This is a genomic window from Sulfitobacter sp. M85, assembly GCF_029285915.1.
Classification (GTDB): domain Bacteria; phylum Pseudomonadota; class Alphaproteobacteria; order Rhodobacterales; family Rhodobacteraceae; genus Sulfitobacter; species Sulfitobacter faviae.
In genome coordinates this window covers 154,410-177,132 of sequence record NZ_JABECQ010000004.1, presented here as the reverse complement: position 1 = coordinate 177,132, position 22,723 = coordinate 154,410, and the positions used below count along the sequence as shown (strand labels likewise).

The following is a 22,723-nucleotide window of genomic DNA, read 5'->3' as shown; positions in this document are numbered from 1 at the left end:
ACCCGGATGGCCCTTTCCAGTTCCACGGCGGCACAAATAAATGGCGGAACTTCGCCCAAGCAGCGGCAAGCCCCAAACATAGAAAAGGCGGCCCCAGGCCGCCCGCGCTTTCCCGATAAATTCCTCCCTCAGGCGTCTTCGCCCTTGGCGGTCAACTCCTCCGCCAGCGCCTCGAACCCTTGGCCCGAGGCGACAAGACAGGTGATGCCGTTGACCCCGGTGACCGTGATCGTCCAACTGCCCGTCTGGTCGGAGGCGAAAACCTCAACCACCGCATTATCGCCGCCCAGCCCCATGGACTGGCGCGTCTCGCCATAGCCATCGGCCAGCCGCAGCACCACATGATCGCGCGGCGCGCAATTGCGCGGCGTCTGCGCCTCGGTCGTGGTGGCCAGCACAATCGCCGAAGCCGCGGTGAGCGCCGCGAGGTGAAGAAATTTAACGAAACCTGTCATAGCATCTGCCTTCGCATCGAAAGGCGTGATCCTTGGGGGATGGCAATGCGCCGTCTTTCGCACCGGCCCCCAAAGCAGCCTTGGTTGAAATGACTGCATCCGCTGCGCTGGAAACTGCCGCAGATGCGATGCAACTGACAGTGCGCCCCAAGGCTGAAAGACTGGTTAATCCGCCGCGCGGAAATCACCGCAACAGCTTCGCTGCGTCGCGGCATGTTTTGCCTTGAAGTTTTCGCACAAAAATGCCCCTCTGTGCGCAATAATGTTAGGAGGCCAGTACGCCGCCCTGCCCGAGGAGCTTTTCATGACCGCCACAACCCGCCCCCTGCGTTCCGTTCTCTACATTCCGGGCTCCAAGCCCCGTGCCTTGGACAAAGCCCGTGGATTGGCCTGCGACGCGGTGATCTTCGACCTCGAAGATGCCGTCTCCCCCGATGAGAAGGTCGCTGCACGTGAAACATTGGCCGAGGCACTGGCCGAAGGCGGCTACGGCGCGCGGATGCGGGTGGTGCGGATCAACGGGCTCGATACCGAATGGGGCGCCGATGACGCCCGCGCCGCCGCCGCGATGAACCCCGATGCGATTCTCTTGCCCAAGGTCGGCTCCCCCGCCGATCTCGAAGCGCTGGCCGAGATCGTGGGCGACATCCCCCTTTGGGCGATGATGGAAACCCCCGGCGCCATGCTTAACGCCGCCGCCATCGCCGGACACCGCCAGTTGCAGGCCATGGTCATGGGCACCAACGATCTGGCGAAAGACCTGCAAACCCGCTTCCGCCCCGACCGCCTGCCGCTGATCACCGGCCTCGGCCTCTGCCTGCTGGCCGCCAAAGCCCATGGCGTGGCGATCATCGACGGGGTGTATAACGCGTTCAAAGACGAAGACGGGCTGCGCGCGGAATGCGCACAGGGCCGCGACATGGGGTTCGACGGCAAAACGCTGATCCACCCCGCACAGCTCGACATCGCCAATGCGGCCTTTACCCCCTCAGAGGAAGAAGCCGCCCTCGCCCGCCGCCAGATCGCCGCCTATGAAGAGGCTCAGGCCGCAGGTCAGGGCGTGGCGGTCGTCGACGGTAAAATCGTGGAAAATCTACATGTTGCCACCGCCCGCGAAACACTGGCAAAACTGGCGGCAATTGCAGCCATGAGCCCGGAGCCCTCGCCATGACAATCCTCATCCTCGGTCTGATCCTCTGGATCGGCGCCCATCCCTTTAAACGCCTGATGCCTGCCCAACGGGCGCAGATGGGCACCGCAGGCCGAGGCGCGGTGGCCGCCGCATTGGTCGTGGCGCTAGCCCTCATCATCTGGGGCTATCGCGCGGCGGAATTCATTCCGGTCTGGACCCCGCCGAGCTTCTTCATCCACATCAACAACCTGTTGATGGTACTGGCCTTTTGGGTCTTCGGCTCCAGCGCGGCCAAGGGCGCCAAGGCATGGCCCGCCTATAAAACCCGCCACCCGCAACTGCTGGCGGTGAAGATCTGGGCCACGGCACACCTTCTGGTCAATGGCGATCTCGCCTCCATCCTGCTCTTTGCCACCATGCTGGGCTGGGCGGTGAGCGAGGTGATCCTGATCAACCGCGCCGAGCCGGGCTGGACACCCCCGCCCCACGCAGGCCGCGCCACCTATATCCGCCTCATCGTGATCTCCACGATCCTCTTCGTTCTCGTCGCCGGCATTCACACATGGCTCGGCGTTATCCCCTTCCCCCATTGATCCCGGAGCCTTCCATGAAAGTTTACCGCTTCCTCTCCGAAGAAGACACATCCGCCTTTTGCCACAAAGTCACCGATGCGCTGAACAAAGGCTGGGAGCTTTACGGCTCTCCCACCCAAACATGGGACCACAAGGCCGGGGTCATGCGCTGCGGCCAAGCCGTGGTGAAAGACGCCCCCGGCACCTATTCGCCCGACACCAAATTGGGCGAGCAGTGATGAGCAAGACCAACCGGGGCCGCTTTTTCGAAGACTACAAACTGGGCGAGGTGCTGCATCACGCGGTGCCCCGCACGGTCGGCGCGGGCGAACGTGCGCTTTATCACGCGCTCTACCCCGCCCGGCACGCGCTCTATTCCGCCGATAGTTTCGCCCAGTCCTGCGGGCTGAAGGCCAGCCCGCTCGACGATATGATCGCCTTTCACATCGTCTTTGGTAAAACCGTGCCGGATGTCTCGCTCAATGCCGTGGCCAATCTGGGCTATGCCCAAGGCCGCTGGCTGCGCCCCGTCTGGCCCGGCGACACGCTGCGCGCGGAAAGCGAGGTGATCGGTCTTAAGCAAAACTCCAACGGCAAGACCGGCGTCGTCTGGGTCCGCACCACCGGGTTGAACCAGAATGACGAAACGGTGCTCGACTATGTCCGCTGGGTCATGGTGCGCAAAGGCGACCTCGACGCCCCCGCGCCCGAGACCACCCTGCCGGACCTGCCCGATGCGCTGACCGTGGATCAATTGCACATCCCGCAGGGCCTCGACTTTACCAATTACGACTTCGCCCGCGCCGGGGAGCCGCACCGCTGGGGCGATTATGAGGTCGGCGAAAAGATCGACCATGTCGACGGTGTCACGATCGAGGAAGCCGAACACATGATGGCCACGCGCCTGTGGCAGAACACGGCCAAGGTGCATTTTGACACCTCCGCCCGCCCCGATGGCTCGCGGCTGATCTATGGCGGTCATGTGATCTCCATGGCCCGCGCGCTGTCCTTCAACGGGCTGGCCAATGCGCAGATGGTCGTGGGGCTGAACGGCGGCGCCCATGCCAACCCCTGCCTTGCGGGCGATACCGTCCGTGCCTGGACCGAAGTGCTCGACAAGGCCGAGACGTCGGCCCCCGGTGTCGGTGCGCTGCGTCTGCGCCTTGTAGCAACCAAGGGCGGGGCCCCCTTCGCGCTGCGCGACGAGGGCGGAAAATACCGCCCCGAGGTTTTGCTTGACCTCGATTACTGGGCGCTCATGCCGCGCTAAACAGCCGGTCCGCCCCTTCGGTGGGGCGGCCTATCCCCCCTTATTCAAGCAAAAATCAGCCGATTCGGAGCCGCTGAGCGGAAATGTGATCACACGTATTTATCGTGTGATCACAAAACTCATTTTTAGCTGGCCAAACCCGGCTTTCTCCGAAAAAACCCTTACAGGAACGAAAGTCATCCCCATACTACGGGGCAACTGGAACAGAAACGGGACCGTTTTCATGAACATCCACGAATATCAGGCAAAAGCCCTCCTGCGCAGCTATGGCGCCCCTGTCTCCGACGGCCGCGTTGTGCTGAAGGCAGAAGACGCCAAGAACGCAGCCGGCGAAATGGACGGGCCCCTCTGGGTTGTCAAAGCGCAGATTCACGCAGGCGGTCGCGGCAAGGGCAGCTTCAAAGAAGCCGCTGCTGGCGAAAAGGGCGGCGTGCGCCTTGCCAAATCCGTGGAAGAAGCGGCCGAGGAAGCCAAGAAGATGCTGGGCAAGACGCTGGTCACGCACCAGACCGGCCCCGCAGGCAAGCAGGTCAACCGCATCTACATCGAAGACGGCTCCGACATCGAGCGCGAGCTGTACCTCGCCCTGCTGGTTGATCGCCAGACCAGCCGCATCTCCTTTGTCTGCTCCACCGAAGGCGGCATGGACATTGAAGAAGTCGCCGAAGCGACACCTGAGAAAATCCTCAGCTTCTCCGTCGACCCGGCCACCGGCTACCAGCCCTACCATGGCCGCCGCGTTGCCTTCTCGCTGGGTCTTGAGGGCGCCGCCGTCAAGCAATGCGTCAAGCTGATGGGTCAGCTCTACAAAGCCTTCATCGAGAAGGACATGGAGATGCTGGAGATCAACCCGCTGATCGTCATGCCCGGCAACGAACTCAAGGTGCTCGACGCCAAAGTCGGCTTCGACGGCAACGCCATGTACCGCCAGCCCGACATCGCCAACCTGCGCGACGAGACCGAGGAAGACGCCAAGGAACTCGAAGCCTCCAAGTATGACCTGAACTACATCGCGCTCGACGGTGAGATCGGCTGCATGGTGAACGGCGCGGGCCTTGCGATGGCGACCATGGACATCATCAAGCTCTACGGTGCGGAGCCTGCCAACTTCCTCGACGTGGGCGGTGGCGCGACCAAGGAGAAGGTGACCGAAGCCTTCAAAATCATCACCTCTGATGAGAACGTCAAAGGCATCCTCGTCAACATCTTCGGCGGCATCATGCGCTGTGACGTCATCGCCGAGGGCGTGGTCGCCGCGGTCAAGGAAGTGGGCCTGAAGGTACCGCTGGTTGTCCGTCTCGAAGGCACCAATGTCGAAGAAGGCAAGGCGATCATCAACAACTCCGGTCTCGACGTCATCGCCGCCGACGACCTGAAAGATGGCGCGCAGAAGATCGTGAAAGCGGTCAAAGGCTAAGCCTTTCCGGCCACTCCCGGCCGGCCCACGCGCCGGTTGGGGTGGCCGTTTCAACCGTTCCTGCCGCCCCGCTGCGGCAGGGGCAAAAGCGACAATGCAGTGCCGCGCCCACCCGATGATGCAATGAGGTCAGTATGGATCAATCTCCCAAATCCTCCCCCGTTCTGACGGGTATTGCGCTATTGGGGGCTGGAATTCTGATCCGGCAGTGGCAACCCGCGGCCCTGCGTCTGCCCGAAGCCGCCAACCACCGCCGCTGCGACCGCGGGTTCAGCCGCGCGGCACGGAAATCCCGCAACGGGCTGGCGATGATCCTGCCGTCGAACCTCACCGGCTCCATTGGCCGCAGCCTCATGGTCATGGGCGCGGGTCTGCTGACCCTGCGGCTGCTGGACCTGCTGGTCGATCAAGAAGAGCGGCTTTACTGATGCCCGTGCTGTCGCTCGCCCCCTTTACTCAACATGCGGCCAAGCGCTACAGCGCCCCGCGAAAGGCGGGCCTATGATACAGGCGTTTGCCTCTTCCCGCGCGGGCTGGTGGGTGATCCTTGCCCTGATCCTGGCCTTTGCCGCGCAGATGGTCGTTGTGAACGGCCTGCCCGCCGCCAGCCAAACCACCCTGTTGGCCGAAGGTGGCTTTTACGAAAGCCTCTCCGTTGTGGGCTATGTCCTGTGCATCCTCGCATTGGTCTGGACCCTGCGCGCCGCGGTGCTGCGGGTCTGGTATCTGCCGCTGGTGCTAGCGGTCATGGCAGCGCGCGAATTGGACCTCGACAAAAGCCTTTTCACCCGCGGCCTGTTCAAAGCCCGCCAGTATACCGGTGAGGGCGTCCCGCTGGGCGAAAGGCTGATCGCCGGGCTGATCCTTGTGCTGATCGTCACCGCGATCCTGCTGATGCTCTGGCGTCACGCCCGGCCCTATCTCGCGGCCCTGTTTCGGGGCCGCGCTTGGGCGGGGGCGGTCCTCCTGGGGATCGGTTTCACCGTCGCTTACAAACTGCTCGACGGCATCGCGCGCAAACTCGCCCCCTTGGGGATCGAGGTCAGCGCCGATGCCGAACGCACCGCCTTCGTCGTCGAGGAGATCGGGGAGCTTGGCATCCCGGTCATGTTCCTCGTCGCCATCCTGCTGTGGCCCGGCCCTGCGCCTGCCACGGCCCATCCCACCAACCGGGCGCACCGCGTCTGACGCCCCCGGGGCCTGCCCCCGGGATTAAACATCACCGACCAAGGAAGAAATCATGGCCGTACTAGTCAACGAAAACACCAAAGTCATCTGTCAGGGTCTGACCGGCTCGCAGGGGACGTTCCACACCGAACAGGCCATCGCCTATGGCACCAAGATGGTCGGCGGCGTGACACCCGGCAAAGGCGGCCAGACGCATCTCGACCTGCCGGTCTTCAACTCCGTGCACGAAGCCAAACACGCGACCGAGGCCAATGCCTCCGTGATCTACGTCCCGCCCCCCTTCGCCGCCGACTCGATCCTTGAGGCGATCGACGCCGAGATGGAGCTGATCGTCTGCATCACCGAAGGCATCCCGGTTCTGGACATGGCTCGCGTCGCCCGCGCGCTCGAAGGCTCCAAGTCGCGCCTGATCGGCCCGAACTGCCCCGGTGTCATCACGCCCGATGCCTGCAAGATCGGCATCATGCCGGGCCACATCCACCGCCGCGGCTCCGTCGGCGTCGTGTCGCGCTCGGGCACCCTGACCTACGAGGCCGTCAAGCAGACCACCGACATGGGCCTCGGCCAGTCTTCGGCCGTGGGCATCGGCGGCGACCCGATCAAAGGGACCGAGCATATCGACGTGCTGGAGATGTTCCTTGCCGATGACGAAACACAGTCGATCATCATGATCGGCGAAATCGGCGGCTCCGCCGAAGAGGAAGCGGCACAGTTCCTCGCCGATGAGAAGAAGAAGGGCCGTTGGAAGCCCACAGCCGGTTTCATCGCCGGCCGCACCGCCCCTCCCGGACGCCGCATGGGCCACGCAGGCGCCATCGTCGCCGGTGGCAAGGGCGACGCGGAGAGCAAGATCGAAGCGATGAAAGAAGCCGGGATCGTGGTCGCCGACAGCCCCGCCACATTGGGCGAAGCGGTCAAAGAAGCGATCGACAAGGGCTGATGCCTGCCGGGCGGGTCACGGCCCGCCCATTGACCCTCTCCGCAAAGCACTATGTTTTGCGGGGTCTTGATAAAAACCACCCGGCGCCGCCGACAGCGAAGGAGGGCAAGATGCACATTCAGACCGCGGTCAATCTCTGCCCGCTTTCGCCCGGCGCCGGCCCGCGGGCAAGCGCCCGATCCGGCGGCCCCGCAGGGCCCTGTACCTCCGCCTTCGATACCTATGGCCCCCCGCCCCGGGCCTGACTATAGACCGACCCTGATTCTGACCCTGTCCCGTCTGCCCCGCCGAACAAAGGTGACCCAATGACCGACCAACCCGCCAACGAACAATTCCACGCCTCTTCCTTTATGGAAGGCGACAACGCGGAATATCTTGAGGCGATGTACGCCCGCTATGCCAATGATCCCAACGCGGTTGACGAGGCATGGCAAACGTTCTTTGCGGCGATGGGCGATGACGCCGAAACCGCGCAAGCCGAGGCCGCTGGCCCCTCTTGGGCGCGCCCCGATTGGCCCCCCGCCCCGCAGAGCGAGGTGATGGGCGCGCTGACAGGCGTCTGGCCCGAACCGACCGAGGCGAAGGCCGCAGGCGAGAAGATCAAGAAAAAGGCCGAGGAAAAGGGCGTTCCTGTTTCCGACGATCAAATCCGCGCCGCCGTGCTCGACAGCATCCGCGCGCTCATGCTGATCCGCGCCTACCGCATCCGTGGCCACCTCGCCGCCACGCTCGACCCTCTGGGCATGCGCGACATGGGCGAACAGCCCGAGCTTGACCCCAAGTCCTACGGTTTCACCGATGCCGACATGGACCGCCCGATCTTCATCGACAATGTGCTGGGCCTTGAAGTGGCCACCATGAAGCAGATCGTCGGCATCGTCCGCTCGACCTACTGCGGCACCTTCGCGCTGCAATATATGCATATTTCCGACCCCGAGCAGGCCGGTTGGCTAAAAGAACGGATCGAAGGCTACGGCAAGGAAATCGCCTTTACTAAGGAAGGCCGCAAGGCAATCCTGAGCAAGCTGGTCGAAGCCGAGGGTTTCGAGAAGTTCCTGCACGTCAAATACATGGGCACCAAGCGTTTCGGCCTCGATGGCGGCGAAAGCCTTGTTCCGGCGATGGAGCAGATCATCAAGCGCGGCGGCCAGTTGGGCGTCAAGGACATCGTCATCGGCATGCCCCACCGGGGCCGTCTGTCGGTCCTCGCTAACGTCATGCAAAAGCCCTACCGCGCGATCTTTAACGAATTCCAAGGCGGCAGCTTCAAACCTGACGATGTGGATGGCTCGGGCGATGTGAAATACCACCTCGGCGCGTCGTCCGACCGTGAGTTTGACGGCAACTCCGTGCACCTGTCGCTAACCGCGAACCCCTCCCACCTTGAAGCGGTGAACCCCGTGGTGCTGGGCAAGGTCCGCGCCAAGCAGGATCAGCTCAACGACGAGGACCGCACCGCCGTCATGCCCGTGCTCCTGCACGGTGACGCGGCTTTTGCGGGCCAAGGTGTCGTGGCCGAATGTTTCGCGCTGTCGGGCCTCAAGGGCCACAAGACCGGCGGCACCATGCATATCGTGGTGAACAACCAAATCGGCTTCACCACCGCGCCGCATTTCTCGCGCTCCTCGCCCTATCCGACCGACAACGCGCTTGTGGTCGAGGCGCCGATCTTCCACGTCAACGGCGATGATCCGGAAGCCGTGGTCCATGCCGCCCGCGTCGCGACCGAGTTCCGCCAGAAGTTCCACAAAGACGTGGTCATCGACATCTTCTGCTACCGCCGCTTTGGTCACAACGAAGGCGATGAGCCGATGTTCACCAACCCGGTGATGTACAAGAGCGTCAAGAAACAGAAAACCACGCTGAGCCTTTATACCTCGCGTCTGGTGGCCGACGGTCTGATCCCCGAGGGTGAGATCGAAGACATGAAGACCGCCTTCCAGAACCATCTGAATGATGAGTTCGAGGCCGGGAAAGACTACCGCCCGAACAAGGCCGACTGGCTCGACGGCAAGTGGTCCGGCATGGACAAAAAGAACAAGTCCTACCAACGCGGCAAAACCGCCATTGCCCCCGAAACGCTGCAAGATGTCGGCAAGGCGATCACCACCGCGCCCGAGGGCTTCCCGCTGCACAAGACCATCGGCCGTCTGCTCGACGCGAAAAAGAAGATGTTCGAAAGCGGTGAGGGCTTCGACTGGGCCACGGCAGAGGCGCTCGCCTTCGGCTCCCTGCTGACCGAGGGCTACAAGGTCCGCCTGTCCGGTCAGGACAGCACCCGCGGCACCTTCAGCCAACGCCACTCGGCCTTCATCAACCAAGAGAACGAAGATCGCTACTACCCGCTGAACCACATCCGCGAAGGTCAGGCCGAGTACGAAGTCATCGACTCGATGCTCAGCGAATATGCAGTGCTGGGCTTTGAATATGGCTACTCGCTGGCCGAACCCAATGCGCTGACGCTTTGGGAAGCGCAGTTCGGCGACTTCGCCAATGGCGCGCAGATCATGTTCGACCAGTTCATCTCGAGCGGTGAGAGCAAGTGGCTGCGGATGTCGGGCCTCGTCTGCCTGATGCCGCATGGCTATGAGGGGCAAGGGCCCGAGCACTCCTCGGCCCGTCTGGAGCGTTTCCTCACCATGTGCGGCGGCGACAACTGGATCGTGGCGAACTGCACCACGCCCGCCAACTACTTCCACATCCTGCGCCGCCAGCTGCACCGCAGCTACCGCAAGCCGCTGATGTTGATGACGCCCAAGTCGCTGCTGCGCCACAAGCTGGCCATCAGCAAGGCCGATGAATTCACCACCGGGTCGAGCTTCCACCGGGTGCTCTGGGATGACGCCGAAAAGGGCAACTCCGACACCAAACTGGTCGCGGATGACAAGATCAAGCGCGTGGTGATGTGTTCGGGCAAGGTCTATTACGACCTGCTGGAAGAGCGTGACGCCCGCGGCATCGACGACATCTACCTCCTGCGCTTCGAGCAGTTCTACCCCTTCCCCGCGCAATCCGCCGTGAAGGAGCTGGAACGCTTCAAAGGGGCCGAGATGATCTGGTGTCAGGAAGAGCCCAAGAACCAAGGTGCATGGTCCTTCATCGAGCCCAATATCGAATGGGTTCTGGGCCGCATCGACGCGAAACATGGCCGCGCCTCCTATGTGGGCCGCGCCACTTCGGCCTCGCCCGCCACGGGTCTGGCCAGCCAGCACAAAGCACAACAAGCCGCCCTCGTTGACGAGGCGCTGACCATCAAAGGAAAGTAAACCATGACAAGCGAAGTACGCGTCCCAACGCTGGGCGAATCCGTCACAGAAGCCACCGTTGCCACATGGTTCAAGAAACCCGGCGATACCGTCGCGGTTGATGAAATGCTCTGCGAGTTGGAAACCGACAAGGTGACTGTCGAGGTGCCCTCCCCCGTCGCAGGCACCCTGAGCGAGATCGTCGCCCAAGAAGGCGACACCGTGGGCGTCGACGCCCTGCTGGCCAATGTCAGCGAAGGCGACAGCGGCACCGCCGCCGCGCCCAAGGCCAAGGAGGCCGCCGAAGATTCCGGCGCTGCCTCCCAGTCCGACCGTGGCGGTGATGCGCCCAAAGCCATCGACGCAGGCGCTACCGAAGTCGCCGCCCGCGAAGGTCAAAGCATCGACGTACAGGTGCCCACCTTGGGCGAATCGGTGACCGAAGCGACCGTGAGCACTTGGTTCAAAAAGGTCGGCGACAAGGTCGAAGCCGATGAGATGCTCTGCGAGTTGGAGACCGACAAAGTTAGCGTCGAAGTCCCCGCCCCCGCCGCAGGCGTGCTGGCCGAAATCTTTGCCGAAGAAGGCAGCACCGTCGAAGCGTCCGCCACACTGGCCGCGCTGACCACCGGCGCAGGCGCTGCTGCCCCCAAGGGTGAAGACGCCAAATCCGGTGCCGGTGCCGCGCCTGAGACCAAGCCCGCCGATGGCAAGGATGTGGAAGACGCGCCTTCCGCCAAGAAAGCGATGGCCGAAGCGGGCATCAGCCGCGATCAGGTCACAGCTTCGGGCCGCGATGGCCGCGTGATGAAGGAAGACGTGGCCAAAGCCGTGGCCGCAGGCGCCTCCGCGCCAAAAGCCGAGGCAAAACCCGCAGCACCGCGCGCTGCCTCCGCCCCCGATGACGCCGCCCGCGAAGAGCGCGTCAAGATGACCCGCCTCAAGCAGACCATGGCGCGCCGCCTGAAGGAAGCGCAGAACACCGCCGCGATCCTGACGACCTTTAACGAGGTCGACATGACCGAGGTCATGGCCCTGCGCAACGCCTACAAGGCCGACTTCGAGAAGAAGCACGGCGTCCGGATGGGCTTCATGTCCTTCTTCACCAAGGCCTGCTGCCACGCGCTGAAAGAGATCCCCGAGGTCAACGCCGAGATCGACGGCACCGACGTGATCTACAAGAACTACGTCCACATGGGCGTCGCCGCAGGCACGCCCACGGGCCTCGTGGTGCCGGTGATCAAGGACGCTGACGCGATGTCCTTTGCCGAGATCGAGAAGGCCGTGAACGCCATGGGCAAGAAGGCCCGTGACGGCAAGCTGACCATGGCCGACATGACCGGCGGCACCTTCACCATCTCCAACGGCGGCGTCTACGGCTCGCTGATGACCGCGCCCATCCTGAACCCGCCACAGTCCGGCATCCTCGGCATGGCGAAAATTCAGGACCGCCCGATGGCGATCAACGGTGAGGTCGTGATCCGTCCGATGATGTATATCTCGCTCAGCTACGACCACCGCCTGATCGACGGCAAGGGCGCTGTGACCTTCCTCGTCCGCGTCAAAGAGATGCTGGAAGATCCGCGCCGTCTGTTGATGGATCTGTGATACTATGGGCGGGGGGCGACCCCCGCCCTATCTACCTGTGGACCCGTGGGTTTTCCCACATAGCGAAAGGACACAGACCATGAGTGAAACCACCCTCCTCGCCGCCTATGGCCTTCTGGTCATGCTGACGATCCTCTTGCAGGTGCTGGGCGCGACCCGGCAACTCTCGATGGGCTACCTGATGTCCTCGCGCGATGAGACGCGCACCACCACCGGCATGACCGCACGTCTGGGCCGCGCGCTCGATAACTCTGTCGTGGCCATGGCGATCTTCGCCCCCGCCGTGCTGCTGGTCGAGATCATGGGCCGCAACAACAGCGCCACCCTGCTGGCCGCGCAGGTCTTTTTGCTGGCGCGGATCATCTATCTGATCGTCTACGCCCTCGGCGTGCCGACGATCCGCACGCTGGCGTGGCTCGCAGGCTATGCCGCCACTGCCGTTCTCTATTTCCACGCGCTCTGAAAGGCATTCCCATGCAGATGATCTGCCACTTCGACGTCACCGATTTCGCCGCTTGGAAAGACGCATTCGACGCCGATGCCGAGGCGCGGCGCAATGCGGGGCTCTCGGTGCTGCAAATCTGGCAACACGCCGACAGCAGCACCAAAGCTTCTGTCTTGCTCGACGTGAACGACCGCAAAAAGGCCGATGACTGGCTCGCCCGCTCCGATGCGCTGAGCAGCGATGACAAGGGCACCGTGACCAGCTCCACCGCCTATTTCGTGAAATCCGCATGAGCGCCGAGCTGACCGTCCTGACCCTCGCGGCTCTGTTGCAGGGGGTGCAATTCGTGCTCTACGCCGTGCCCGCCAACCGTGAGCTTGGCCCCGGCTACACCATGTCGGCGCGCGACCGTGAGCCGTCGCGCGCGATGAGCGACCGCACCGCCCGTCTGGGCCGCGCGCTCGACAACCATTTCGAAGGGCTGATCCTTTTCGGCATCGCCGTGGGCGTGGTGCAGATGTCGGCCCAAAACACCGCCTTCACCGCCGCCTGCGCTTGGGTCTATCTCATCGCCCGGCTGCTTTATGTTCCGGCCTATGCGCTTGGCCTGCGCCCGCATCGGTCGTTCATCTGGATCATCGGTTTTGCCGCGACCATGCTGATGCTGCTGGCGGCCCTCATTTAACCCTATCCCCAAACACCCGCAGGCAGCGGCGCTTGCACCTGTAACCCGCGCCTCATACCTTGCCTGCACCACCCGACTGCTAAGGAGACCCCCCATGTCGAGCTATGATGTCATCGTGATCGGCTCCGGCCCCGGCGGCTATGTCGCCGCCATCCGTTGCGCGCAACTGGGCCTGAAAACCGCCTGTGTCGAAGGCCGTGAGACCCTCGGCGGCACCTGCCTCAACGTGGGCTGCATCCCCTCCAAGGCGCTGCTCCACGCCACGCATATGCTGCATGAGGCCGAGCATAATTTCGAAGAGATGGGTCTGAAGGCGAAAGCGCCGACCGTCGATTGGAAGCAGATGCTGACCTACAAGGACAAGACCATCGAGACCAACACCAAGGGCATCGAATTTCTGTTCAAGAAGAACAAGATCGACTGGCTGAAGGGCTGGGGTTCGATCCCCGAAGCGGGCAAGGTCAAGGTCGGCGATGAGGTCCATGAGACCAAGAACATCATCATTGCCTCCGGCTCCGAAGCGGCCTCCCTGCCGGGCGTCGAAGTCGACGAGAAAACCGTCGTCACCTCCACCGGCGCGCTGGAACTGGGCAAAATCCCCAAGAAGATGGTGGTGATTGGCGCGGGCGTGATCGGTCTGGAACTGGGCAGCGTTTACGCGCGTCTGGGGACCGAGATTACGGTCGTCGAATATCTCGACGTGATCACCCCCGGCATGGACCCCGAGGTGCAAAAGACCTTCCAGCGCATGCTGAAAAAGCAGGGGCTGAACTTCGTCATGGGTGCCGCCGTGCAGAAGACCGAAGTCGCCAAGGGCAAGGCCACAGTCAGCTACAAGCTGCGCAAGGACGACAGCGAACACGAGATCGAAGCCGATGCTGTGCTGGTCGCTACAGGCCGCAAGCCGGTCGTCAAAGGCATGGGGCTGGACGATCTGGGCATCAAGATGACCGAGCGCGGCCAGATCGCCGTGAACGACCATTGGGAGACCTCCGTCAAAGGCGTCTACGCCATCGGCGACGTGATCGAAGGCCCGATGCTGGCCCATAAGGCCGAGGACGAAGGCATGGCCGCAGCCGAAGTCATCGCGGGCAAGCATGGCCATGTGAACTACGGCGTGATCCCCGGCGTGATCTACACCCACCCGGAGGTCGCCAGCGTGGGCGAGACCGAGGCAACGCTGAAGGAAGCGGGCCGGGCCTATAAGGTCGGCAAATTCTCCTTCATGGGCAACGCGCGGGCCAAAGCGGTCTTTGCCGGCGACGGTTTCGTCAAGCTCATCGCGGATAAGGAGACCGACCGCATCCTCGGCTGCCACATCATCGGTCCCGGCGCGGGCGACCTGATCCACGAGGTCTGCGTGGCGATGGAATTCGGCGCCTCGGCGCAGGATTTGGCGATGACCTGCCACGCGCACCCGACCTATTCCGAAGCCGTGCGCGAAGCCGCACTGGCCTGCGGCGACGGGCCGATCCACATGTAAGACGACGGGGCGGGCCAAGGGTCCGCCCCTTTTCGTTGCGCAGGCGGCGCACGCTGCGGCTATCGCGCGTTAACCACCCCTGCCCTACAACCTCCCCCGTCGCGACATTCACGGAAGACGAGGCCCCTCGCGGGTCATGTCGATACGTAGAGACATGCAGGGTGACGCCTGCTCTTTCCACCTCCCTCGGCGGCGCCGCCACTTTCGAACGGCTTCCTAAAAACCTAAGATTGCATCCCGCGAAACCATCGTTTAAGCGGGCACTACAGCATGCCGACAAATCGCGGAGGGCAGCGCCGACCCGCGGGGTGGTGCTGAAAGCGCCGCCCCTGGGGGGCGGGTCGGCGCTGCCCGGCTTGCGGCCGGGCGGAACATGCCAACTCTTGCTCCGCAAAAACAACAACGGCCCACCTAGGTTAGGCAGGCCGCTCAAGACTGGCAGTATAAGCCGCAGGGTCTACTCAGCTTTCGCCGGAGCGACCCGCCGGAAAGTGATCCCGCAATTTTTCTGGATGCTCATTTTCTCCAAGGCTTCCAGCTCACCTTTCAGGCGCCCCAGCTCCGCCGCGGTCTGTTTGTCGCCCTTGATAAAGAAGGCGGCGGGCCAGAACACGACCAGCGCTACGCCGGTGGCGACCGCGTCATCGCTGGCTTTTTTGTTTTGAACGCCAGAGAGTTCGCCAACCTTAGCGCTTACACGGTTCGCTTCGGCCACCAATTGTTTGCAAGAGTAAGACTGGTAAGTCACTGGCGACACGTAGGACGGAGCAATGGTGTCGGCCTTTTGAGCACATGCGCTGACAGAAACCGCCGCCAAGGCAAGCGATGCTACAATTTTCTTCATTTTAAAGTCCTTAACGAAAAATACGCTTCTTCGTAGACTTATGAGCATGTACATTCCAGAGGAAATTCAATCTAAACGCGAATTTCGTGGCGTCACCTATGCGCCTACCCCACCTCCGTAGGCCGCCACCCCGCTTCGCGCAGCAGCGCGTCGGAATGGCTCTCCACTTCCTGCTCCAACCGCGCCATGAAGGTGCGCTTGTCCAGCCCCGGCTCGATCGGCTCCAGAAACTCCACCACGGCCAAGCCCGGGCGGCGGTAGAGGCCCCGGCGTGGCCAGAAGTAGCCCGCATTGGTCGCCGCAGGCACGCAGACCTGTCCCAGTTGATCGTAAAGCACCGCCGTGCCGACCTTGTAAGGCGCGCTGAGCCCCGGGGCGACACGGGTGCCTTGGGAATAGATCACAATCTGCCCCGGCTCCACCCGGCCCGCGTTTACGTCTTCCATCATCTTGGTAATCGCCTGCCCGCGCTTGCCCCGGTTCACTGCGATCATTTGCATCCGCTTGGTGTATTGCCCGATCACCGGCGTCCAAAGCACCTCGCGCTTCATGATGAACTTGGCCCGTGGCAGGGCGTGGAAGATCATGATGATATCGAGGAACGATTGATGTTTGGCCGCGATCAGAACCTCACCCTCGGGGACTTGGCCGCGCACTTCGCAGCGCAGCCCGATCAGCCAACGCGCCGTCCACATGGCCCAAGCGGCATAGGTTTTGCAGCCCGCATAGGCGCCGCGTTTGGAAAACATCGCCCAAGGCGCGAAGGCCAGCCCGATCACCGGCATCGCCACGGTCACCTGCACGATATAGAGGATTGAGCGGACCCATTGCAGCAGCTTCATGTCAACTCCCTCAATGTACGCCGGGCGGCGGCCCCGGTGGCGGCAAAGGCGACCGCGCCAACGAGAAGCGGCACCATCAGCGGCACGGCCCAATGCCAGCCCTGGAAGCCCAAGCCGGTCAAAAATCCGCCTGCCTCGCCCGCGTCAGGCAGCAACACCACCGCGATCATGCCCAAGGCCGTGCCCGCCGCCGCGCCCAGCAGCGCGCGCAGGGTGAAACGGCGGATGAAGGCCCGCGCGATATAATCATCGGTCGCCCCCACCAGCCTCAGCACCGCGATCACCTGCGCATTGGCCGCAAGCGCCGCCTGCGCGGCAAGCGTCACCATCGCGGCCACCGCAGCCCCGATCAACAGCGTCGAAATCCAGCCCAAGAGGCGCAGACGGCTCGCCGCCACGACCAGCGGCGCGCGCCAGCGGCTGTGATCGTCAAGCACCGCGCCCGGCACCTCAGCCGAGAGACGCAGGCGCAGGCCCACGGGGTCCAATCCCTCACCCTCCTCGACCACTTCGATCAGGCGCGGCACCGGCAGGTTCTCCATCGCCAATTCCGGGCCGAACCACGGGGCGAGCAGCTCTTCCTGCTCCGCATCCGTCAGGGCACGGGCCGAAGCCACGCCCTTGGTCGTCTGCAACACCTTCAAAGCCGCCTCCGTCTGGGCCGCGCGTTGGTCCAGCGGCGCCACGATCCGCACCGTCGCCGACTGCGCTAATTCCTGCCCCCAGACCTGCGCCAAACGGCCCGAGGCCAGCGACAGCGCCAAGGCAAAGACCGCCAGAAAGGCCATCGCCCCCGCTGCGAAAAGCGTCAACTGCGCGGTGAAACCCGAAGGCGGCACCACGCGGTCGGCCTGCCGGTCGCCTTTGAAAATCGCGCGCAGGGCGCCCAGATCGAAGCGCTTCACAGATCCGCCCCCGCCAGTTGGATGCGCCGGTTCGCGATGCGCAAGACGCGGGCCTGCACATGCGCTTTGGTGGCGCGGATGAGGCCCAGATCATGGGTGGCGATCAACACGGTCTTGCCCATGCGGTTCAACTCGATCAGCAGCCGCAGCAGCCGCTGGGACATCTCCCAGTCGATGTTCCCCGTCGGCTCATCGGCGAGGATCACATCGGGCGACATGATCACCGCGCGGGCCAAGGCGGCCCGCTGCCGCTCCCCGCCCGAAAGCTCAGGCGGCAGGGCGTCGGCGCGGTTGGTAAGGCCAACCCAAGACATCAATTCTTCCAGATCCGTGCCCCCCGCCTCGGCCCCGCGGCCCGAGACATTCAGCGGCAGAGCCACATTCTCGGTCAGCGGGAGGTGGTCCAGGAATTTCACGTCCTGATGCACCACGCCGACGCGGCGGCGCATCAGCGCGATGTCATCGCGCCCCAGCCCGCGCACGTCTTGCCCGAACATCCGCAGATGCCCCGCCGTGGGCAAAAGCGCCCCGTAGCAGAGCTTCATCAAGGTGGTCTTGCCCGCGCCCGAGGGGCCGGTCAGAAAATGGAAGGATCCGGGGGCGAGTTTCAGCGTGATGTCGGACAGCAATTCGCCCCCGCCATAGCTGTAGGCCACATTTTCGAGCTCTATCACGCATCCACCTTAAAAAACTTCGACCTGTTGTGCCTCAGCACCGGAAAGGATTCAATCACTCAGAACCCCAGCACCCTGCCCAGATATCACTTTTCCTACGTTATTCTAGGACATATGCTGCCCGTTACGATCTCAGAGCACCGAACGAACCCAGGAATGACCATGCGGCTGATCTGCCCCAACTGCGACGCGCAATACGAAGTCCCCGACGATGTGATGCCGGCGGCGGGGCGTGATGTGCAATGTTCCAACTGCGGGCAGACGTGGTTCCAGCATCACCCCGACAATGCGCCAGAGGCCGAAGAGGATGATTTCGCCGACGACGTGATGCGGATGAAGCAGCGCGGCTCGGATGAGGACACGGAAGCCGCCGCAGCGGCCAGCCTGCCCGATTTGCAACCCTTCGGCGATGAAGAGGAAGACGCGCCCTTTGAAGACGATCAAGACGACGACTTCGAAGACGAATTCGACCCCGAGGAGGAAACGCCCCAACCCGCCCCCGCCGCGCCGGTGCGCCGCCCCCTCGACCCCGCCATCGCGGAGATCCTCCGTCAAGAGGCCGCGGCAGAGCAAGAAGCCCGCCGCCGCCGCCAGTCGGAACCGCTGGAAAGCCAGCCGGACCTCGGCCTAGAAGACGCGCCCCGGCCCCAGCCGCAGCAAAGGGCTGAGATTGCGGCAGAAGACCATGTGCCCGAGGATGAAGACGCCCGCCGCGCCCATGAGGCCCGGCTGCGCATGGCCAAAATGCGCGGAGAGCCGGTGCCGGAAAGCGAGGTTGACGCCTATGGCAGCGCCTCGCGCCGCGATCTTCTGCCCGATATCGAAGAGATCAACTCGACCCTGCGCCATGACGGGCAAGAGGGCGCGCAGGCCGGGCCCACCCCCACCGCCGCGCTCGACCGCCCCGAAAAGCCGCAGAAATCCGGCGGGTTCATGCGGGGGTTCACCATAATGATCGTCTTGGCCGCCATCCTCGCGGCGGTCTATGTCTACGCGCCCGAGATCGCGCAGTCCCTGCCGCAGGCCGATCCCTATCTGTCGTCCTATGTGGCATGGATGGACGATGCGCGGCTCTGGCTCGACGGGCAGTTGCAAGACCTGCTGGTCTGGCTCGACACCGTGGCGACCCAATCTCAGGGCTAACCCCGATCAGAACCGATCCAACAGCCTGTTAAGGTAATCCCGCTCGACCTCGGGCCGCTCCGCCTCGCCTGAGCGGCGGCGGATTTCGTCCAGCAACCGCCGCGCGCGGCCCTGATCGTCCGGCCCCTGCGCCAGCGGCGCGTCCGAGCTGTTGGCCCCGCTGCCGCCCTGCTCCCGCCCAAGCGGATCGCGCCCCTCGCCACGCTGATCGCCACCCTCTGCCGTGCCTTGACCCGGCTGGCCTGCGCGTTGCTCCTGCTCCATCGCTTCACCGAGGGCGCGCATGCCCTCGCGCAGCGCCTCCATCGCCTGTGCCTGATTGTCGATCGCCTCGGCCAGTTCATCGCGGCGCAGCGCCTCTCCGGCGCGGTCCATCGCCTCGCCCGCGCGGTCCAGCGCGTCGCGGGCCGCGTCCCCCTCAGCCGTACCCTGCCCGGGCAAACGCCCCTGCTGGCGGCGCAGCTCGTCGCGCAGTGCCTGCTGGCGTCCGGCCAGCCCCTCCTCGCCCCCTTCTTCACCGGAGGGGCCGCCCTGCCCGCGCTGGCCTTCATGGCTCTCGCCGCGCCCCTGCCCGCCGTTGCGGCCTTCGTTGCCGTCACTCTCGCCCGCGCCGGTGCCGGGGTTGAACTGCTCTTGCAGGTCGCGGAAAGCCTGATCGCTTAGCCCCTGTTGCTCACGCAGCGTGTCCGACAGCCCCTCCATCGCCTGCTCACCGGGCGAATTGCCGCCCTGACCCGGCTGGCCTTCGGTGACGCGCATGTTCTCCATCATTTCCTGCAACTGGCGCAGCGCCTCGGCGGCCTCGGCCATGCGGCCCTGCTCCATCAACTCCTGAATGCGGTCCATCATGCGTTGCAGATCGTCTTGGGTCATCTGCATCGCCTCGCCCTGCGGCTGCTGGTCTTCGCCCGCGCCCTCCTGCGCCTGCTGCCGCTGGAGCTGCTCAAGGTAGTCTTCGGTGGCGCGGCGCAACTCGTCCATCAGCTCGGCGATTTCGGCCTGAGAGGCGCCGTTCTTCATCGCCTCGTTCAACCGGTCCTGCGCGCGGCGCATCCGCTCAAGCGCATCGGCCAGCACGCCTTCTTCCAATTCGATCGCCAGCGCCCAGAGGTCTTCGGCCAGATCGGTCTGCAGCTCTTCGTCCAGCCCGTAGCGCGCCCGCAGTTCCAGCCGCCGGATCACCTGCTTGAGCCGCAGTGCTGTCACCTCCGAGCGCAGATCATCTCCGGGGGCATAACTCACCGCGCGCAGCACCTGAGCAATGCGCGGCGCATTGGCGCGCGACCACAAAAGATCGCGCCGCATCTCGATCACCGCCGCCGCCGCCGGATCGAAAAAGCGCCGCCCCGGCAGGGTCAACTGGCTCCACTCGGTCACGGCCTGCTGTTCGGAGGCGTCCAAGACCGAAAGTTGCAGCGACACCGGCAGATTGGCCCATGGGTGTTTCGAGAAATTTTCGATCAACGTCTCTTCGAAATCGCGCCGGTCGCCGCTGATCGGCATGGGCAGCGGCACGACGATCTCAGGCCGCGGCTCGGGGTCGACGGTCAGACCATAGCGCCGGTCGATAGAAGCCAGATCAAGACTAATCCGCGCCTCCCCGGCTTCGACGCCATAGTCATCCCGCGCAACGAACGGCAGGCTCATCTCTCCCAAAGCAGTCACCTCGGGCGGGCCGAGCCGTTCGACCTGCGGCACAGTATCGGGCAGAAGCGTGATCTGCCACGCCCGCGCGCCCGGCCCGTCGATGCTGATCTCACCGCTTTGGCGCAGAGTGAAATCCTGCGCGGGTTCCGAAGACGCCGCCACTTCCCGGCCCGAGACGCTCTCAGCCACCGTCAACGCGCCCAATTCGCCATAGAGCCGCAGGGTGATCAGCGTGCCCTCAGGCAGCGACAGCACCCCGGCCTCCTGATCGTTGAGGTAGAGCGTCGGCTTGCCGGTATGGCGCGGCGGCTCGGCCCAGCCTTCCCAAACGGGGCCGGAGGCGAGCGTGCCACCCGCCCCGCCGGGGGCCAGATGCGTCACCTCGCCCAACCGCCAGACGGAGCCAAAGACAAGCGCCACCATGAACCCAAGCAGCGCCACATAGCGCAGCGCATAGGGATCGGCCTGCGCCACCCGAAGGTCGCCCCTCACCGGTTTCGCCGCAGCCGCCCGCGCGGCCATGCGCCGCTGATGCGCCTGCCAGACCGCTGCCGAGGCGGCATCGCCCGCGCCAATCGCCTGATCGTCCATGAGCGCCCGAATGGGCCGCCCCGGCAGGCTGGCATCCAACCGCGCCAGCGCCGCCGCGCGCGATGGCAGACGGAAACGGCGCAGGGCAAAAATCAAAGCGGAGAGAGCAGCAAGACCGACGATGGCCAACGCGGCCCAAAGCGCCCCGCCCGCCAAAGCATCCTGCGCGCCCATCATCAGCGCCGCCAGCACCGCCAGCACCAGCGCCAACATGGGCCAGAACGCCTGCACCAGCGCCTCGGCCAGCATCCCCCCCCAGGTCAGCCGCAGGGGCCAGCGCAAAGCGCGCAGCCCGTCTGTCCTGTCAGTGGATGTCTCCATGCGTCACGCTCCGGTGGCCCGGCGGCGGGATGCCGTCAAAGCCATTCAGGGATGGTATCGCGGTTTATCATTTCGTCAAAGCTTGGCCGTGGGCGGATAACCGCGAATTGATCGCCGTTCACCAGCACCTCGGGGATCAGGGGCCGCGAATTATACTCGCTGCTCATCACCGCGCCATAAGCCCCGGCAGAGCGGAAGGCCACCAGATCGCCTGAGCCCAGCACCGGCATCATGCGCTGCTTGGCGAAAGTATCACCGGATTCGCAGACCGGGCCCACGATATCGACGGGGCGCGGCTCGGCCCCCGGGGTGGGTTCGTTCAGCGGCACGATGTCATGCCATGCGTCATACATCGCAGGGCGGATCAGATCGTTCATCGCGGCATCGAGGATCAGAAAATCGCGGCCCTCGCCGGATTTGAGATAGATCACCTCGCTCACCAGCACACCTGCGTTGCCCGCGATCAAGCGGCCCGGCTCGATCTCGACCTCGCAGCCCAGATGCCCCAGCGTGCGTTGCACCATCGCGCCGTAATCCGTCGGCAGCGGCGGAGCGGAGTTCGACCGCTCGTAAGGGATGCCCAAGCCGCCGCCGAGGTCCAACCGCCGGATGTCATGGCCATCGGCGCGCAGCACCTCGGTCAGCTCAGCGACCTTGCCGTAAGCCTGCTCAAAGGGGGCGAGATCGGTCAACTGGCTGCCGATATGCACGTCGATGCCGACGATCTTGAGCCCCGGCAACTTAGCTGCCATGGCATAGACTTCGCGGGCGCGGGCGATCGGGATGCCGAACTTATTCTCGCTCTTGCCGGTGGCGATCTTGGCGTGGGTTTTGGCGTCAACGTCCGGGTTCACGCGGATGGTGATCGGGGCCACTTTGCCCAGCTCCCGCGCCACGACATCCAGCAGGATCATCTCCGGTTCGCTCTCGACGTTGAACTGGCGGATGCCCCCCGTCAGCGCCAATTCGATCTCTTCCCGGGTCTTGCCGACGCCGGAGAAGACGATCTTATCGCCCGGCACGCCTGCCACTTTCGCCCGGCGGTATTCCCCGCCCGAGACCACATCCATCCCCGCCCCCGCCTGCGCGAGCGTGCGCAAGACGGCTTGGTTGGAATTGGCCTTCATCGCATAGCAGACCAGATGGTCCATCCCCGACAGCGCATCGTCAAAAAGGTGGAAATGGCGCAGCAGCGTGGCGGTGGAATAGACATAGACGGGCGTGCCCACGGCGGCGGCAATCTCGGCCAGGCTTACGTCTTCGGCGTGCAACACACCGTCTTTATAGAGAAAATGATCCATCTGCGCTTGGCCCCA

Annotated in this window: 22 protein-coding genes; 15 read left to right on the top strand and 7 right to left on the bottom strand. The window is 64.1% G+C overall.

Annotated features, from left to right (window positions below; all coding sequences use genetic code 11):
- Nucleotides 1-128: 128 nt before the first annotated feature.
- Nucleotides 129-455: a hypothetical protein gene (locus tag HKX24_RS09470; protein WP_271691978.1), complete on the bottom strand. Its 327-nt coding sequence runs from the start codon at nucleotides 453-455 to the stop codon at nucleotides 129-131.
- Nucleotides 456-759: 304 nt separating this feature from the next.
- Here HKX24_RS09470 and HKX24_RS09465 point away from each other — a divergent pair, with 304 nt between their 5' ends.
- The 14 genes from HKX24_RS09465 (at nucleotide 760) to lpdA (ending at nucleotide 14,440) form a co-directional block, all read left to right on the top strand.
- Nucleotides 760-1,626 carry a CoA ester lyase gene (locus tag HKX24_RS09465; protein WP_271691979.1) on the top strand — a complete coding sequence of 289 codons (867 nt, stop codon included), beginning with the start codon at nucleotides 760-762 and terminating at the stop codon, nucleotides 1,624-1,626.
- Nucleotides 1,623-2,180: an NnrU family protein gene (locus HKX24_RS09460; RefSeq protein ID WP_271691980.1), complete on the top strand. Its 558-nt coding sequence runs from the start codon at nucleotides 1,623-1,625 to the stop codon at nucleotides 2,178-2,180. The genes HKX24_RS09465 and HKX24_RS09460 overlap by 4 nt, the downstream gene beginning before the upstream one ends.
- A gap of 14 nt (nucleotides 2,181-2,194) precedes the next feature.
- On the top strand, nucleotides 2,195-2,398 hold the full coding sequence (locus HKX24_RS09455) for a DUF1737 domain-containing protein (RefSeq protein ID WP_067261906.1): 204 nt from the start codon (nucleotides 2,195-2,197) through the stop codon (nucleotides 2,396-2,398).
- Nucleotides 2,398-3,429, top strand: a complete 1,032-nt coding sequence (locus HKX24_RS09450) for a MaoC family dehydratase (RefSeq protein WP_271691981.1) — start codon at nucleotides 2,398-2,400, stop codon at nucleotides 3,427-3,429. Before HKX24_RS09455 ends, HKX24_RS09450 begins: the two co-directional genes overlap by 1 nt.
- A 223-nt stretch (nucleotides 3,430-3,652) precedes the next feature.
- Nucleotides 3,653-4,846: an ADP-forming succinate--CoA ligase subunit beta gene (sucC, locus tag HKX24_RS09445; RefSeq protein WP_271691982.1), complete on the top strand. Its 1,194-nt coding sequence runs from the start codon at nucleotides 3,653-3,655 to the stop codon at nucleotides 4,844-4,846.
- A gap of 134 nt (nucleotides 4,847-4,980) precedes the next feature.
- Entirely contained in the window at nucleotides 4,981-5,274 is a 294-nt protein-coding gene (locus HKX24_RS09440) for a hypothetical protein (RefSeq protein WP_271691983.1), read from the top strand.
- A 73-nt stretch (nucleotides 5,275-5,347) separates the two neighbouring features.
- Nucleotides 5,348-6,034: a hypothetical protein gene (locus HKX24_RS09435; protein WP_271691984.1), complete on the top strand. Its 687-nt coding sequence runs from the start codon at nucleotides 5,348-5,350 to the stop codon at nucleotides 6,032-6,034.
- Nucleotides 6,035-6,086: 52 nt separating this feature from the next.
- Nucleotides 6,087-6,974, top strand: a complete 888-nt coding sequence (sucD, locus tag HKX24_RS09430) for a succinate--CoA ligase subunit alpha (protein ID WP_067261915.1) — start codon at nucleotides 6,087-6,089, stop codon at nucleotides 6,972-6,974.
- A gap of 305 nt (nucleotides 6,975-7,279) precedes the next feature.
- Nucleotides 7,280-10,240 (top strand): 2-oxoglutarate dehydrogenase E1 component, encoded by a 2,961-nt coding sequence (locus tag HKX24_RS09425; protein WP_271691985.1) that lies wholly within the window; start codon nucleotides 7,280-7,282, stop codon nucleotides 10,238-10,240.
- 3 nt (nucleotides 10,241-10,243) lie between these two features.
- On the top strand, nucleotides 10,244-11,827 hold the full coding sequence (gene odhB / locus HKX24_RS09420) for a 2-oxoglutarate dehydrogenase complex dihydrolipoyllysine-residue succinyltransferase (protein ID WP_271691986.1): 1,584 nt from the start codon (nucleotides 10,244-10,246) through the stop codon (nucleotides 11,825-11,827).
- 79 nt (nucleotides 11,828-11,906) lie between these two features.
- Nucleotides 11,907-12,290, top strand: coding sequence for an MAPEG family protein (locus HKX24_RS09415; protein WP_271691987.1), 384 nt, complete (start codon nucleotides 11,907-11,909; stop codon nucleotides 12,288-12,290).
- A gap of 11 nt (nucleotides 12,291-12,301) precedes the next feature.
- Complete coding sequence (locus HKX24_RS09410) at nucleotides 12,302-12,565, top strand: hypothetical protein (protein WP_271691988.1); 264 nt, start codon at nucleotides 12,302-12,304, stop codon at nucleotides 12,563-12,565.
- Entirely contained in the window at nucleotides 12,562-12,957 is a 396-nt protein-coding gene (locus HKX24_RS09405) for an MAPEG family protein (protein WP_271691990.1), read from the top strand. The genes HKX24_RS09410 and HKX24_RS09405 overlap by 4 nt, the downstream gene beginning before the upstream one ends.
- Nucleotides 12,958-13,051: 94 nt before the next feature.
- Nucleotides 13,052-14,440 (top strand): dihydrolipoyl dehydrogenase, encoded by a 1,389-nt coding sequence (gene lpdA / locus HKX24_RS09400; RefSeq protein ID WP_271691991.1) that lies wholly within the window; start codon nucleotides 13,052-13,054, stop codon nucleotides 14,438-14,440.
- Between the two features lie 457 nt (nucleotides 14,441-14,897).
- On the opposite strand, the gene HKX24_RS09395 is transcribed toward lpdA, so the two are convergent.
- The 4 genes from HKX24_RS09395 to HKX24_RS09380 all read right to left on the bottom strand — a co-directional run bounded on the left by HKX24_RS09395 (nucleotide 14,898) and on the right by HKX24_RS09380 (nucleotide 17,705).
- A complete protein-coding gene (locus tag HKX24_RS09395) occupies nucleotides 14,898-15,284 on the bottom strand; it encodes a hypothetical protein (RefSeq protein ID WP_271691992.1) in 387 nt (128 codons plus the stop codon).
- 104 nt (nucleotides 15,285-15,388) lie between these two features.
- Nucleotides 15,389-16,126, bottom strand: a complete 738-nt coding sequence (locus tag HKX24_RS09390) for a lysophospholipid acyltransferase family protein (RefSeq protein WP_271691993.1) — start codon at nucleotides 16,124-16,126, stop codon at nucleotides 15,389-15,391.
- Nucleotides 16,123-17,031 carry an FtsX-like permease family protein gene (locus tag HKX24_RS09385; RefSeq protein WP_271691994.1) on the bottom strand — a complete coding sequence of 303 codons (909 nt, stop codon included), beginning with the start codon at nucleotides 17,029-17,031 and terminating at the stop codon, nucleotides 16,123-16,125. Before HKX24_RS09385 ends, HKX24_RS09390 begins: the two co-directional genes overlap by 4 nt.
- Complete coding sequence (locus HKX24_RS09380; protein ID WP_067261931.1) at nucleotides 17,028-17,705, bottom strand: ATP-binding cassette domain-containing protein; 678 nt, start codon at nucleotides 17,703-17,705, stop codon at nucleotides 17,028-17,030. Before HKX24_RS09380 ends, HKX24_RS09385 begins: the two co-directional genes overlap by 4 nt.
- A gap of 162 nt (nucleotides 17,706-17,867) precedes the next feature.
- Here HKX24_RS09380 and HKX24_RS09375 point away from each other — a divergent pair, with 162 nt between their 5' ends.
- Nucleotides 17,868-18,848 (top strand): zinc-ribbon domain-containing protein, encoded by a 981-nt coding sequence (locus HKX24_RS09375; protein WP_271691995.1) that lies wholly within the window; start codon nucleotides 17,868-17,870, stop codon nucleotides 18,846-18,848.
- Nucleotides 18,849-18,854: 6 nt separating this feature from the next.
- Here the strand turns inward: HKX24_RS09375 and HKX24_RS09370 are convergent, their stop codons facing one another.
- Nucleotides 18,855-21,407: a DUF4175 domain-containing protein gene (locus HKX24_RS09370; RefSeq protein ID WP_271691996.1), complete on the bottom strand. Its 2,553-nt coding sequence runs from the start codon at nucleotides 21,405-21,407 to the stop codon at nucleotides 18,855-18,857.
- Nucleotides 21,408-21,442: 35 nt separating this feature from the next.
- Nucleotides 21,443-22,708: a diaminopimelate decarboxylase gene (gene lysA / locus HKX24_RS09365; protein WP_271691997.1), complete on the bottom strand. Its 1,266-nt coding sequence runs from the start codon at nucleotides 22,706-22,708 to the stop codon at nucleotides 21,443-21,445.
- Nucleotides 22,709-22,723 lie beyond the last annotated feature (15 nt).

What these genes read in the sequence shown, in the direction of transcription:
- HKX24_RS09470 (WP_271691978.1), bottom strand. Translation starts at nt 455, where the DNA reads ATGACAGGTTTCGTTAAATTTCTTCACCTCGCGGCGCTCACCGCGGCT.
- HKX24_RS09465 (WP_271691979.1), top strand. Translation starts at nt 760, where the DNA reads ATGACCGCCACAACCCGCCCCCTGCGTTCCGTTCTCTACATTCCGGGC.
- HKX24_RS09460 (WP_271691980.1), top strand. Translation starts at nt 1,623, where the DNA reads ATGACAATCCTCATCCTCGGTCTGATCCTCTGGATCGGCGCCCATCCC.
- HKX24_RS09455 (WP_067261906.1), top strand. Translation starts at nt 2,195, where the DNA reads ATGAAAGTTTACCGCTTCCTCTCCGAAGAAGACACATCCGCCTTTTGC.
- HKX24_RS09450 (WP_271691981.1), top strand. Translation starts at nt 2,398, where the DNA reads ATGAGCAAGACCAACCGGGGCCGCTTTTTCGAAGACTACAAACTGGGC.
- sucC (WP_271691982.1), top strand. Translation starts at nt 3,653, where the DNA reads ATGAACATCCACGAATATCAGGCAAAAGCCCTCCTGCGCAGCTATGGC.
- HKX24_RS09440 (WP_271691983.1), top strand. Translation starts at nt 4,981, where the DNA reads ATGGATCAATCTCCCAAATCCTCCCCCGTTCTGACGGGTATTGCGCTA.
- HKX24_RS09435 (WP_271691984.1), top strand. Translation starts at nt 5,348, where the DNA reads ATGATACAGGCGTTTGCCTCTTCCCGCGCGGGCTGGTGGGTGATCCTT.
- sucD (WP_067261915.1), top strand. Translation starts at nt 6,087, where the DNA reads ATGGCCGTACTAGTCAACGAAAACACCAAAGTCATCTGTCAGGGTCTG.
- HKX24_RS09425 (WP_271691985.1), top strand. Translation starts at nt 7,280, where the DNA reads ATGACCGACCAACCCGCCAACGAACAATTCCACGCCTCTTCCTTTATG.
- odhB (WP_271691986.1), top strand. Translation starts at nt 10,244, where the DNA reads ATGACAAGCGAAGTACGCGTCCCAACGCTGGGCGAATCCGTCACAGAA.
- HKX24_RS09415 (WP_271691987.1), top strand. Translation starts at nt 11,907, where the DNA reads ATGAGTGAAACCACCCTCCTCGCCGCCTATGGCCTTCTGGTCATGCTG.
- HKX24_RS09410 (WP_271691988.1), top strand. Translation starts at nt 12,302, where the DNA reads ATGCAGATGATCTGCCACTTCGACGTCACCGATTTCGCCGCTTGGAAA.
- HKX24_RS09405 (WP_271691990.1), top strand. Translation starts at nt 12,562, where the DNA reads ATGAGCGCCGAGCTGACCGTCCTGACCCTCGCGGCTCTGTTGCAGGGG.
- lpdA (WP_271691991.1), top strand. Translation starts at nt 13,052, where the DNA reads ATGTCGAGCTATGATGTCATCGTGATCGGCTCCGGCCCCGGCGGCTAT.
- HKX24_RS09395 (WP_271691992.1), bottom strand. Translation starts at nt 15,284, where the DNA reads ATGAAGAAAATTGTAGCATCGCTTGCCTTGGCGGCGGTTTCTGTCAGC.
- HKX24_RS09390 (WP_271691993.1), bottom strand. Translation starts at nt 16,126, where the DNA reads ATGAAGCTGCTGCAATGGGTCCGCTCAATCCTCTATATCGTGCAGGTG.
- HKX24_RS09375 (WP_271691995.1), top strand. Translation starts at nt 17,868, where the DNA reads ATGCGGCTGATCTGCCCCAACTGCGACGCGCAATACGAAGTCCCCGAC.
- HKX24_RS09370 (WP_271691996.1), bottom strand. Translation starts at nt 21,407, where the DNA reads ATGGAGACATCCACTGACAGGACAGACGGGCTGCGCGCTTTGCGCTGG.
- lysA (WP_271691997.1), bottom strand. Translation starts at nt 22,708, where the DNA reads ATGGATCATTTTCTCTATAAAGACGGTGTGTTGCACGCCGAAGACGTA.